At 37.6% G+C, this 13522-nt stretch carries 12 protein-coding genes; 7 read left to right on the plus strand and 5 right to left on the minus strand.

The genetic code is table 11. The features are described 5' to 3' along the window. On the plus strand, positions 1-1282 hold a 1282-nt coding region (locus NO346_RS08010; protein ID WP_256414832.1), incomplete at its 5' end, for a hypothetical protein. Position 1283: 1 nt separating this feature from the next. On the opposite strand, the gene NO346_RS08015 is transcribed toward NO346_RS08010, so the two are convergent. Both NO346_RS08015 and rpiA read right to left on the minus strand, forming a co-directional pair. Next, positions 1284-1970 carry a M48 family metallopeptidase gene (locus NO346_RS08015; protein ID WP_256414833.1) on the minus strand — a complete coding sequence of 229 codons (687 nt, stop codon included), beginning with the start codon at positions 1968-1970 and terminating at the stop codon, positions 1284-1286. After that, positions 1970-2641, minus strand: coding sequence for a ribose-5-phosphate isomerase RpiA (rpiA, locus tag NO346_RS08020; RefSeq protein ID WP_087535810.1), 672 nt, complete (start codon positions 2639-2641; stop codon positions 1970-1972). The genes NO346_RS08015 and rpiA overlap by 1 nt, the downstream gene beginning before the upstream one ends. 98 nt (positions 2642-2739) lie before the next feature. Between rpiA and ilvA the strand changes: the two genes are divergently transcribed. The 3 genes from ilvA (at position 2740) to NO346_RS08035 (ending at position 6432) form a co-directional block, all read left to right on the plus strand. Further along, the gene (gene ilvA / locus NO346_RS08025) at positions 2740-4284 is read left to right on the plus strand and encodes a threonine ammonia-lyase, biosynthetic (RefSeq protein ID WP_256414834.1); all 1545 of its coding nucleotides are present in this window, start codon (positions 2740-2742) and stop codon (positions 4282-4284) included. A 159-nt stretch (positions 4285-4443) separates the two neighbouring features. Next, positions 4444-5094, plus strand: coding sequence for a TrkA family potassium uptake protein (locus tag NO346_RS08030; protein ID WP_256414835.1), 651 nt, complete (start codon positions 4444-4446; stop codon positions 5092-5094). After that, the gene (locus NO346_RS08035; protein WP_256414836.1) at positions 5095-6432 is read left to right on the plus strand and encodes a TrkH family potassium uptake protein; all 1338 of its coding nucleotides are present in this window, start codon (positions 5095-5097) and stop codon (positions 6430-6432) included. On the opposite strand, the gene NO346_RS08040 is transcribed toward NO346_RS08035, so the two are convergent. The 3 genes from NO346_RS08040 to NO346_RS08050 are packed head-to-tail and all read right to left on the minus strand — an operon-like array spanning position 6420 to position 11077. Beyond that, positions 6420-6947 carry a cysteine peptidase family C39 domain-containing protein gene (locus NO346_RS08040; protein ID WP_256414837.1) on the minus strand — a complete coding sequence of 176 codons (528 nt, stop codon included), beginning with the start codon at positions 6945-6947 and terminating at the stop codon, positions 6420-6422. The genes NO346_RS08035 and NO346_RS08040 overlap by 13 nt on opposite strands. Beyond that, positions 6948-8117 (minus strand): phospholipase A, encoded by a 1170-nt coding sequence (locus tag NO346_RS08045; RefSeq protein ID WP_256414838.1) that lies wholly within the window; start codon positions 8115-8117, stop codon positions 6948-6950. Between the two features lie 20 nt (positions 8118-8137). Continuing rightward, entirely contained in the window at positions 8138-11077 is a 2940-nt protein-coding gene (locus tag NO346_RS08050; RefSeq protein ID WP_256414839.1) for an insulinase family protein, read from the minus strand. Between the two features lie 177 nt (positions 11078-11254). Here NO346_RS08050 and NO346_RS08055 point away from each other — a divergent pair, with 177 nt between their 5' ends. The 3 genes from NO346_RS08055 to NO346_RS08065 are packed head-to-tail and all read left to right on the plus strand — an operon-like array spanning position 11255 to position 13224. After that, positions 11255-12268: an adenosine kinase gene (locus NO346_RS08055; protein WP_256414840.1), complete on the plus strand. Its 1014-nt coding sequence runs from the start codon at positions 11255-11257 to the stop codon at positions 12266-12268. Positions 12269-12284: 16 nt separating this feature from the next. Further along, positions 12285-12590: a Rieske (2Fe-2S) protein gene (locus NO346_RS08060; RefSeq protein ID WP_087545480.1), complete on the plus strand. Its 306-nt coding sequence runs from the start codon at positions 12285-12287 to the stop codon at positions 12588-12590. 22 nt (positions 12591-12612) lie between these two features. Continuing rightward, positions 12613-13224 (plus strand): OB-fold-containig protein, encoded by a 612-nt coding sequence (locus NO346_RS08065; RefSeq protein ID WP_171062101.1) that lies wholly within the window; start codon positions 12613-12615, stop codon positions 13222-13224. Positions 13225-13522: the final 298 nt, after the last annotated feature.

A 13522-nucleotide genomic window follows, 5' to 3' on the forward strand; every position in this document is an offset into this window, starting at 1 on the left:
CCACTTACCCAAGTTACGCCTTAAATTTGGCTCAATTAGGGGCGCTTTGCATTTCAAATCTTTGTGCAACAAAGCCACACCTAACTCATTAATTTATGATTTTCTCAATGGCCAATATAAAAGCTTCTCTTTAACTTTTAATGCTTTAGTAGAAGTTAATACTAGCAATTTAACGCAACCAATCTATATAACCCCAAGCTCTGAAGCAATTTATCAACGTGCTATCGTAAGATCTGGTCAACTCCCTACAGACATCATTAACTCCAAACAAGTTAGTGCATTACAGCTACAATTTGCGACTAATGATGTCAACAGTGCCTTATTAAATGGCTTTTCAAATGTTGATTTACCAAACTTATCATCAAGCACAATACTTACTATATTTAAATCAAATAACCTAACTATTGCCACCATCAATAAATATATTAATACCTATTTAAACTTTGGCTACATTCAACAATGGTCAAGCTCAAACCCTGAAAATGCATTTGTTGAATTTACCAAGAACTTAGCAATCGATTTAAAAGATGGTTATTTAGATGGGAAAAAAATACATGGAGATCCTAGTCCACTTGTTTCATTAATTGACCCAGCCCCTGAAAATACAGATCCAAATAAAAACACTTTAATTAACATTGCAGAAAATCAAAAAAATATTAGAGATCAATATGCTGGATTATTAAAAAGTGCTGTACTAAAACTTGCCACAAAGTATGAGCAACAAACATCTAATCCACTTGGATATTTACAACTTGAACAAAAAATATACTCAGGTACCGATCCAAAAATGCAAGCTACAGATGTTTTCAGAGTAGCGGGGGCTGGTGACTATAGAAGAGCTGTAGGCTTTGCCGTTAATAGTTCAACATCAAAATGTCTAGATTCGAATTATTTATGCCAATCAGGTGTAACTGGAATTAATACTGTCTTTAATCCCAATTTACCTTCTATTGAGTATCTAATTGGCAGTTACGAAGATAAAATTAACGATTGCAAACTAAATATCAGAGCTAACGGTGTTTTAGAACTACAAAAAGGTACTCAAATCTTCACTTCAAAACTTGATGGCGATAGTACTGATAATTTAATGCTCATCAATAATACAGCTCAAGACTACCTACTCAATAGTAGTTCTACTGACATCGACTTTACTTTACAAAAGTATAAGTTTATTCAAATAAAATTAAATGGAAATCAAGTAGTAAGTGCTAGTGCAGGTCTAGATACTCGCAAGGCACCAGATCAACTACAAACAACCCAACTTGAATGTAGTTTTATTTGATTTAGTACCACCATGCAGGCAATTGAATACTTTTTAATTGCCTGCGATGTTCGATATAACTTTCATCATATTTCGCCACTTCGCTCCAAAATCCAGCACTATGATCAAAATACTTCGTATGTGCTAATTCATGTATACACACTGATCGTACATTATGCATCGGCATTAATACCAATCCTGCATTGAGCATAATGTCATGTTTTGAACTACAACTTCCCCAACGTGTCTTTGGCTTTCTCACCGTGCATTCGCCATATTGTAAGCCCGTCTGCTCACTTATTAAGTTTAAATATTCTGGTAAAAACTGTTTCGCATATACTAATACAGCAGCTTTTAAGGCTAATTCAGGGCTTTCATTTCGAATAAATAAAATATGTTGTTCCCAGTTAAATTTAAAAATATGACGTTGCTGTTGCTGAATAATTTGAAATGGTTGCAAATGATAAAATAAAACAAGTTGTTCAGGAAAATTTATAGTCTGATTAAATTGTTCTTGTTGCTTGCTCCATGTCTCTAATAACCATTGTTCAGACTGTTGCAGAAATTGCTGAATCTGCCGCTTTGTACAAAAGATAGGGACTGTTAAACGAATACCTGTAGGTTCAACACGCAAACGCAAATTTCTCGCTCTTGCATGTCGAACTACTTTAATTTCAGGCAATTGTGTTTCAAGCGAAACTGATTGCATTACTGTGCCGTACGTTCTTCAATACCATTATTGGTTGCAACAATCGCAATACTAGCTGCATTCAAAGCAAAAATTCCATTGGTTACCACACCTGGAATATTGTTGATCGTTTTCTCTAAATCAAGTGCATTCAAAATATTTAAATTAAAAACATCTAAGATAACGTTACCATTATCAGTAACAACACCTTCGCGATAAACAGGATCACCACCTAAAGCTACGATTTTACGTGCAACTGCAGAACGCGCCATTGGAATGACTTCGATAGGAAGTGGAAAATCACGACCTAATTGCTCCACCCACTTTGAGTCGTCAACAATACATACAAACTTCTTAGCAATTGAAGCAACGATTTTTTCACGAGTTAATGCAGCACCGCCGCCTTTAATCATATGCATATGACGGTCAATTTCATCTGCACCATCGACATAGGCATCCAAACCACCTACCGAGTTCATATCAACCACTTCGATACCTAATTTTTTAAGACGTTCAGCTGTTGCATTAGAACTTGCTACGGCTGCTTCCAATTGCAACTCTGGTAATAGATCAATTAAAAAATTAACAGTACTTCCAGTTCCTACGCCCAAAATGCCGCCTTTAGGCAAATGTTTCAAAGCTGCTTTAGCAGCAGCTTGTTTTTTTTCATCTTGGGTTGCATATAGACTCATGACTTCACTCAACTATTTTGACATTTGCTGCAAGAAAACAGCGCAAATGCACAGGGGTTTGCTACAATGATTGCCTATTTTAAACTGTTATAGGGAAGATGAACATGCTGTCTCGTGTGGTACGACAAATTTTACAAGCAACGGTTTATGACGTTGCGATTGAAACACCGCTTGAAGCAGCTCCACGAATTAGTCAAAAAATTAACAATAACATTCGATTTAAACGTGAAGATTTACAACCTGTATTCTCTTTCAAGCTACGCGGTGCTTACAATAGGATTAGCCAACTTCCTAAAGATCAACTCGATCGAGGTGTGATTTGCGCATCAGCAGGTAACCATGCACAAGGTGTTGCACTATCTGGAAAAAAATTAGGCATTCCAGCCATTATTGTCATGCCAAGCACGACCCCTGACATCAAAGTACAAGCGGTTAAAAACTTAGGTGGACAGGTTGTTTTACACGGCGATAGTTTTGATGTTGCCAATAAATATGCCAAACAACGTGCAGAAGATGAAGGATTAGTTTTTATCCCACCTTATGACGATGAACTCGTGATTGCTGGTCAAGGAACGATTGCCAATGAATTATTGCGCCAATGGCGTGATGTTGAATATGTTTTCGTTGCTGTCGGTGGTGGCGGGCTCATTGCGGGTGTTGCAGCCTATCTTGGTGAAGTTGCACCACATGTCAAAGTCATTGGTGTTGAATATGAAGAATCTGCGTGCCTAAAAGCTGCTCTTGAATCGAATGAACGCGTGATTCTGCCACATGTGGGTTTATTTGCGGATGGTACAGCCGTTGCTCAAATTGGTGAATTGCCTTTTGAAATGATCCGCTTATCTAAGTCAGATAATTCTGGTCCAATTGTTGATCCTAATATTGTTACCGTAAATACCGATGAAATCTGTGCCGCAATCAAGGACACTTATGATGAAAACCGAAGTATCGTTGAGCCATCAGGGGCGATGGCCTTAGCAGGTATAAAAAAATACGTTACCGAACATCAGCTCATTGGAAAGAACATGGTTTCAATTGTTTGCGGTGCAAACATGAACTTTGATCGTCTCCGTTATATTGCTGAACGTACTGAATTGGGTGAACGTAAAGAAGCAATCTATGCCGTCACAATTCCTGAGCAAAAAGGCGCATTTCTTAATTTCTGCCGTGCTCTACAAGGTCGTAATATTACTGAGTTTAACTATCGTGCCAGTGATGATAGCCAAGCTCAAGTATTTGTTGGGATTAGCTTGAAAGGTGGCGAAGTTGAACGTCACGAAATCCATGAATTACTCAAGCAACAATATGATGTCGATGATTTATCCGATGATGAAGTTGCAAAACTGCATATTCGTTACTTAATTGGTGGTCATGCCAATTTGGAAAATGAACGCTTGTTCCGTGTTGAATTTCCAGAGCGTCCAGGTGCATTACTCACATTCTTGGAACGCCTAGGTCCAACACATAACATTACACTATTCCACTATCGTAATCATGGTGCAGCCGAAGGTCGTGTTTTAGTCGGTTTACAAGCAACTGATGCAAAACAAAATCCAGATGGGTTGATCGAAACTTTAGAGAAAATTACTTATCCATATGCTGAAATCAGTGACAATACTGGTTACAAACGTTTCCTTAAATAAATCACCTTATCATTTAAAGCCGACATCATGTCGGCTTTATTTTTAACCAGTGATCTTGATCTTTTATATGTGATCGCAAACAAAATCATTACAAACAGATCAATTAATCCACCTTAAAATGAATAAAAAGACATTTTTATCATTTAGTTAAGGACAGTTATGGCACAGTTTGCAGTCATTGGTTTAGGTAGTTTTGGAGCAACTGTTGCCTTAGAACTGACCAAACTCAATCATGATGTGATTGGGATCGATACCATTAAACGAAATGTAGAGAGCTTAGCTGATCGCATTACCCATGCCGTGATTGCAGATGCAACCGATGAACATGTATTAGAAGAACTAAATATCCAAAATTGTGATGCCGTCGTGGTCGCAATTGGTGAAGACATTGAAGCCAGTATTCTTTGTGTTTTAAATCTTAAAAATTTAGGGGTGGATAAAATCCTCGTTAAAGCCAAAACGAAAGCCCACCACACTATCCTCTCCCATTTAAACGTCAGTAAAATTATTCACCCTGAAGAAGATATGGGTGTGCGGGTTGCGCAAGCGCTTAACTATCCTATGGTTAGCCGCTACATGGCACTCGATCATGATCATTACATCATTAAAGTGCCTGTGCATGAGAAACTAAACAAGGTAAATCTATCAGGCATTCTCAAACAAGAACCTCATATCAAACTTTTACTACTTAAACGTGATGAACAAATTATTTATGAAATCGACTCTAGTTTTACCTTACAAACAGGTGACGTACTCATATTAGAAGGATTACTCACCCATCTAAAAAAATTATCGGGATGCTTCCTCTAAATGACCATAAAAATAAATTCGCAAAAGATATTTAATCTTAGCCCACCGACATTGCTCGCGATTGGGTTCTTAAGCTTTATCATTATTGGAACATTACTGCTTAAACTTCCGATTGCAAACAAAGGAAACTTAAGCTGGATGGATGCTTTGTTTACTGCAACTTCAGCGGTCACGATTACTGGTCTATCTGTAGTGAATTTAAATGAGTCTTTTAATCATCTCGGGCAAGTTATTATTCTTTTATTAATCCAAACAGGTGGTTTGGGTTTTATGACTTTTGCTATTTTGGCAGCCTTAAGTCTAGCGCCTAAACTCGGGCTAAAACAACAAATGATGGCACAAGATAGCTTAGGTCAAACGAGCTTATCTAAAGTTACCTTTGTGGCAAAAGGTGTGGTGATTTATACACTTTTTTTTGAACTGATTGGCGTTATTATCTTAAGTACTTCTTTTATACCTATTTATGGCTTTGACCGTGGATTATATTATTCAATTTTCTACAGTATTTCTGCATTCAATAATGCAGGGTTTTCGCTATTCAATAACAGCTTAATAAATTTCCAAGGTCATTATCTTATCTGTTTAACCATTAGTACGCTATATACGTTAGGTGGAATTGGTTTTCTTGTTTTAATTGACGTTAAACAAAATAAACGTTGGAATAAACTTACACCGAACAGCAAGCTAATCCTCAGTGCAATCGCGACACTAAATATTGTGGCTTTTATTTTGATTTGGCTTTTAGAAGCCAACAATCCACTTACTTTAGGTTCAATGAATATTGGTGAACAAGCCATGAATGCTTGGTTCCAAGCGACAGTACCTCGTTCATCGGGATTCAATACTATTGATACAGGTTCGATGGAACACAGTACAACACTGCTCACGATGCTATTGATGTTTATTGGTGGCGGTTCACTGAGTACCGCAGGTGGTATTAAAGTTGGTACTTTTGTAATATTGCTATTGTGTGTGATTTCATTTCTACGGCGTAATGAAGAAATTCGTATTTTCAATCATTCAGTTTCGCAGGAAACCACCTATAAAGCGCTTGCCGTGACAGCAATTACAGGTATGTTAGTGTTTATCGGCTGTTTCACAATTTTCTTACTTGAACCTAAACTGGATGTTTTAGATCTTATGTTTGAGGTTGTTTCGGCTGCATGCACTGTTGGTTTATCTCGTGGTGTTACAGGTGAATTGCATGATGGTAGCTTATTTGTTTTGAGCTTACTGATGTACACAGGTCGACTTGGGCCATTAACACTCGCCTACCTGATTGCTACACCAAAGAAAAGTCGTTTGAAACATGCAAATGCCAATATTCAGATCGGATAAAACTCTGAATATTGCTCAACCACAATCACCTGCCGACAAATTCCATCGGCTTGGCGTTGTTGTTCAAACATACTTTTTGACATCGCTTCAAAATGATCACAGAAACTAATCTCTTGTTCATCAATTGAATAAATCAAAGATTGGTTTCCCACACCGTGTAAGGTGTCATAAAACACGATAACAAAGTGACCATTTTCAAATGCCTGCTGAATCTCGGAATAGGTCAAAGCAGCGTGAATCGGAATCTGAAGACCTTGGGCATCCAAATAACTTTGTTTCTCTTTTTCATCGATATTTGGATCAGGGTCAGTATACAATGACACTTCAAAGCCTAATTTTTTCAGTGCAACCGCTAATGCTATGGTAAAAGTTCCCTCTTGTTGGTCATGGCGACATAACTGAATCAGGTCAGCAATATCAATATGGGTTTGATATTGCTTTATAATCAGCCAGACCGCAAACACCCCACAATTTGCTTCAAGCTGCAACAATGAATCAGGAATATTTAAACTCATTTAATACCAATTCATCAAAGAAACGCCTAAACCCGCATAGGTCGCACGATGGTTATAATCGATCAAGCTCTCACCATAACCATCAAAGAGTTGTAGATGTCCACGTAACTTACCTTTGATTGGGAATGCCCAATCAAATTGCACAGCACCATGTGAGCGATCACCACCTTTTAAAGAATGACGTAACATTAGCGAGAAATCATTATCATCATGGCGATAAAATGCTGTTAAGTCTCCACGCCCCATATAATCCTTAATATCAGGATTATTATCATCTTTGGCATTTTCTTCGACACGGTACCAAGGACGTACCATCAACGCAAAATTATCTTTTTCAAACCCTAAATTAAAAATTACACGGTTCCAACTACGTGATAATGGATCAGAACGACCATTGGATTGATGATTTAAAGTCACACCTAACAGACGCGCATTTAAACCTAAAATTTCATAGTTGGTTCTGAACATCAAACTTGCTTCAGGCTCGTAATTGGTCTCACGAAAAGGTCTTGATTCTTCAGAATTATAAACTTGCCAGTGAGAAGATTGCGTATATCCTAACCATAAATCGCCATTATCACCCAAAATATTTTCTAAGGCTTTCGTTTTTAAAGAGATTTGGAACTTAGCTTCTGTAGAGGTTAAGTTTTGTTGATCTTTAACAGTATTGTTTGGATTGGGGCTACTAGGAAATTCATTCTTATCACTGGTCCAAAATGCGGGCAGCAAATAAACGGGTTGATAAGCTCGAATATTCCACACCCCCAGTTTACTTTCTTCAGAAAGTTCCCAACGGCGATCTAACAATGAAATATTTGGATCAAATTTAGGCGCAGCACCTAAGATGTGCAAATCACTTACTTTTTGAACAACCTTATCACGCAAAGTCGTAGGTTCAGCTTTTTCATTTTTGTTTTCTACCGATGGAGTAGCTACCGAAATGATTGGTTCGGCTGCTTGAACTTGTGGTGCGATCACTGTTGGAGCTTTAAAAAGGCTATCATAACAAGCTAAACGATCTGCATTTGAAGCCAAAGCGACACAAGCCTCTACTGTTGCTGGTGCTGCAGGTGTAGTTACCTGAGCATTTACACCAGACGTAGCAAAAGAACCAAGTATAGCGAGTACACTTAGTTCAAGATGACCACGTTCAAATGATTTGAACGCCATAAATGTCTCCAATTTTTCTTTTAATTTACTTGTTGAATATTAAAGCCAAGTTTCTGTAACTCTTCACGCTTAGCAAATGGCGCAACCACTGCCTTCACAGGCTTTTGTTCCACCAGATACTGTTTTGCCACACGGTTTAAATCTTCCAGAGTTACATTCAACAGGCGTTCACGTAGCATTTTACGGAATTTCGGTGTGCGGGCATGCAGCAATGCATAACACGCTGTAATTGCTTCGCCAGCAGGTGAGCCAGGCTTATCCATACTTGCAACCAGACCTAAAATCGCCTCTTCAAGCTGATGTGGCTGTTGTTCAGTATTCAGCAACCATTGCACACTGGCTTCAAAATCATTAAATGTTTCCGCCAATCGTGGATCACGGTAGCTATAGAAACGGAATGAGCAGGCATTGCCATCATAACTGGCTCCACCACCATACGCTCCACCTTTTTCACGAATGGCACTATGTAAGAAACCATTACGTAAATACGCAGCCAATACCATCAATGGTGCTGCATCTGCATGTGCAACATCGACGGCTTGATAAGCAGAGCAACAGAACTGTACATTCGTCTGAATGAGCCATGCTTCATCATTTTCTGTATTGACGTGTTCAACTTCGGTTAGGCTTACAGGTGATTTATCGACAGCCAGTTTATCCCAAACGTTTTGAATCTCTTCAACTAAACGATCAGACTGATGTTCTTCGCAAACCAATAAAAACTGTTTGGGTGCTTGTAATAACTTACGATGAATTGCTTGTAACTCAGCGATTAAAGCTTCATAAGCCGTATCATCCTGATCAATCTTAGTGACTAAATCACTCAGCCAGTTCAGCGCACCCAAACCCGTATTATGATAGTCACGTCGAGCTAATGCACTCATTTGACGAGAAGCAATTTGCATTGCATAGCTATGTCCAGAACCTGACAAGCGTGACTGCCAACGGGTTTTCCGTTGCTGCAATAATTCGATGATACGATCTTTTTCATCAAAACGGAGCTGTTCAAATGCAAGTTTCAACAACTGAATAGAATCTAACTTTTGAGTCAATGATTTAGTCGTCAACGTCAACCAAGCACTAATTCGATCTTTATCATCCACTTTGCTACGTAAAGACGCTCCCATTCCCAAACCGCCACTTACAGCCGTTTGGATTTGTTGGAATTCTAAATAATCATGCTCACCTGCACCAACCTCACCCATCAAGATAGAAAGTAAGTTGAAATAAGGCGACAGTACGATTTCGTCTGGAATCTGAATCAAAACTTGTTGATAATAAATACCATTGGTGCCTGCATGATAAAGATTTAATGGTGTATCCAGACCATTACAGATAATCTCACGCAATTGACCTTGAACAATATGCAAATCCGCAGGCACATCTTCCAAACCAACTTTAGGAAGTAACTCAAGATCATCAGCTGTGTCTTGACGTTGTTTTAATGCTTCAGTTTTTTGCTGAATTTCAATTTTTTGATCTTCTGTCAAATTAGCAGTAATTTCAGCCAAACGTGCTTGCTCAGCCTGTTGCTCTTTTACTGATTTGGTCGCATCTGGCACTAAGGTCATTTGTACACGATGCGGATTATCTAACAAATGAGTTTGAATTAAATTAGACAACCACATTGGGTCTTTCAATTCTTCTTTCACTTGCTCAATTGCAGAATCAACATCCCAAACATGGATTGGATCATTATGGTGAATTGCACTACCTAGACCATTCAAAATAAGGCTTAAACCATAAGGCGTACCATCACCATTGATCTCACGTTGATGCAATTCAATTTGATGTAAAATCGCATCAACCAAATCACGGTCAATTGGTTTTGAAGCAGCCTCTTTCAAAATATCTAAAACACCATTTTTAAATGTTTCAGCATGTTCTTCATTCGAGCCTTGTACGCCACAATAGAACGTCATTTCGAAGTTACTATCATCAACTCCCATCAATGGACCCGTTGACTGTGCATAACCACAAGTTTCTAAATAATGACGCAATGGCGACGCTGAATTTTCTAATAAAATCCCTTCTACTAAACGCATACCTAAACGTAATTTAATGTCACTGGTTTCAGGGAGTAACCATGACATCACATGATAAGTTTTATCTTTTAAGTCTTCACTATCAACTGCATAGCTTTCAGTCACTTCTATTGGTGCTAATAAACGTTTTTCAGGTTTTGAATATAATGTTGTACCCTGAGAAAACTTATTTAATGCTAATTTTTCAAACTGCTCCTGTAAATCATAGGCAGTTTGATTACCAAAAGTCATAAAGACTGCATTACTTGGGTGATAATGTGTTTTATAAAAATCAACAAGCTGTTCGTAGGTTAAATCAGGAATGTCTTTTGGATCGCCACCTGAATTATAGTGATAGGTCGTTTCAGGGAATAAATGATGTGCCAATTGGTGATAGAGCTGATCTGTAGGTGAACTCATCGCTCCTTTCATTTCATTGAACACCACACCTTTATAAACGGCTTGATCATTCTCTAATTCAATTCGAATCCCTTCTTGAGCAAAATCTAAAGGATTCAAATTTGCAGCGAATGCAGCATCTAAATACACTGACAATAAATTCTGAAAATCTTTTTTATTCTGTGTTGCAAATGGATAAGCTGTCCAATCTGCTGCTGTGAATGCATTCATAAAGGTATTTAATGAACGGCGAATCATTAAAAAGAATGGGTCGCGTACAGGAAATTTTTCAGAACCACATAAAGCTGTATGCTCTAAAATATGAGCTGTTCCTTTAGAATCCATCGGTTGAGTTCTAAATGCCACCAAAAATACATTTTCATCGTGATTTGTGGCCAAATGGTAGTGAACAGCACCTGTCACTTTATGTTTATATTCTGAAACGTAAATATCAAGTGCTTCTACATGGTGTTGACGTAATAGCTGAAACGCAGGGTGAATGGTTTGAGTAATGCTTTCAGAAACATCGACAGTCATGTGATCTCCAATTTATCTATTTAATTAACGCTATTGATTATAGAGAGTCTACCGAAGAATATGCATGGATATCCATGTAAATTGGTATGTTTTTGTAGAAAAATTCAGCAAGCAAGGTGTGATGGTCAATGCATTAGTGTAAACTTTGCTTTTTGATTTTTTAATGTGATGACAAACATGACAACTGTTGATCTTTTTGCAATTGGTAATGCGCTGATTGACCAAGAATTTAAAGTCTCAAATGAGTTTTTAACACAGCAAGCTTTGCAAAAAGGCACAATGCAGTTGACCGATGGTGAAACTCAGGCTGCTTTATATCAACAATTACAAGACACCCAAAACTATAAAGGTCAAGCAAGTGGTGGGTCGGCTGCAAACACAACTGTTGCATTCAGTGCTCTAGGTGGTACAGCTTTTTATGGATGCCGTGTAGGTAATGATGACCTCGGTTCAATCTACTTGAATGGTTTAAATGAAGCAGGCATTAAAACCGCTGCACAATCAATTAGTGAAGGTGTAACAGGCACATGTATGGTTCTGATCAGTCCTGATTCAGAACGTACTATGCACACATATTTAGGCATTACCGCTGAATTAACTGCTGAACAAATCGATTTTGAACCGTTAAAAGCTGCAAAATGGCTCTATATCGAAGGATACTTATCGACAAGTGATACTGCTCGTGTTGCGGTTAAACAAGCACGTGAACTTGCCAAAGCACATGGCGTTAAAATCGCCCTCTCACTGTCTGATCCTGCAATGGTGCAATATGCACGTCAAGGTCTAGAAGAACTCTTAGATGACGGCGTTGACTTGTTATTCTGTAACGAACAAGAAGCGCTAATGTTCAGTAATACTGAAACACTTGATGCAGCTATTGAAGTTTTAAAATCAAAGAATCAATATATTGTCATCACTCAAGGCGCAAATGGCGCAGTCATCATTGACCCTGAACAACAATTCCACGTTGCTGGTCGTGAAGTTCATGCCGTTGATACTAACGGTGCTGGCGATGCTTTTGCTGGTGCATTCTTATATGCCATTAACGCTGGTTTAACTTTAAAAGCTGCGGCTCAACTGGCTATTTTAATTTCTAGTGAAGTTGTTGCACAATTTGGTCCACGCTTAGCCGTTGAAAACTATGCCAAATTATTTGAACAATTTAAAAATTCTCAACAGGAATATGCTTAAAATGGAAAAGATTTGCATGACTGAAGAAGTTCCAGATCGTGAGTCTCGTGCATATGACACCATGAAAGGAACAACAATTTTTATTACTCAGAAAGATGGTAGCTTTTACGCTTATCAAAATGTTTGCCCACATTTGCAAACTGAACTTGAGTATTTAGAAAATCAATTTTTAGATCAGGATCGTGAGTATATCCAATGCTCAACTCATGGAGCATTATTCTCAGTAGAAACTGGTGAATGTATTTCAGGACCATGTCTAGGTGAATTCCTTGAAAAAGTAAATTTGGAAGTACACTCTGATGGTGGTATTTATATTGACTAATACCTAAATCATGAATTCTGCGATGACTGAGTTTTTTTTAAATTACTACCTTATGCCATTTCACATGAGCGTAGTGGCTTTGATTTTGCTCAGCATTGCAGAAACAATTGGTATTTTTATTGGGTTACGTCCAAGTCATCTCGTAAAAAAAATGACACCAGAGTGGTTATTAAATTCACCGCTATTAGATGTAAAATTTTCCAAATACTTAATATTTGTATTTTTACTCATCAATTTTAGTTTTGCAGGTTATTTTCTAGAGCTTTCATTTTTTGCTTTACAACACTACTTTATCTCGCCTTACTATCTTTTTGTTCCTGCTTTGATTATCGACATCTTTTTTACAGTGTTTATGATTAATTGTCTTGACCAAGTGATTAAACCCAAAGTCACACATACTCACATTAACTTAGTGGGTCGTTTAGCAACAATCTCAACGGGAAATGCACGTCCAGGCTTCTCTGCACAAGCACGTGTTCGCAATGAATTTGGTCAACTGTATTATGTACAAGTAGAGCCAGAATATGGTGAATTAGAGTTACAATCTCAAGTGTTGTTGATCAGTCAGAAATCCAATTCGTACTATATTGCTAAAAAAATCTCTATTTCAAATAAACTATTTACCGCAGACTGAACCCAAAATCCGTTGAAATCTAATTGAAGCGATTAGATTTTTTTCATTCATCATTAAAATTACAATTTGTTACATAAAGAAAAAGTAAAAAACGTGTAATCACCTCTTCCATTTCTATCAACTTATTGATCTAACTTTCAGACTAAAATGAAGGATGATATTTCACATATTTTTAAACCAGACTCTACCGATACACTAGGTTTTGCGCAGAATCCATTATAAAAATTACTTAATTGTATAATCAGTTCTTTAAATGATTGTAAATATTATATTTTTTTATATTCATACTATTTTAGTT

It is taken from the genome of Acinetobacter sp. 5862 (assembly GCF_024494585.1).
Classification (GTDB): domain Bacteria; phylum Pseudomonadota; class Gammaproteobacteria; order Pseudomonadales; family Moraxellaceae; genus Acinetobacter.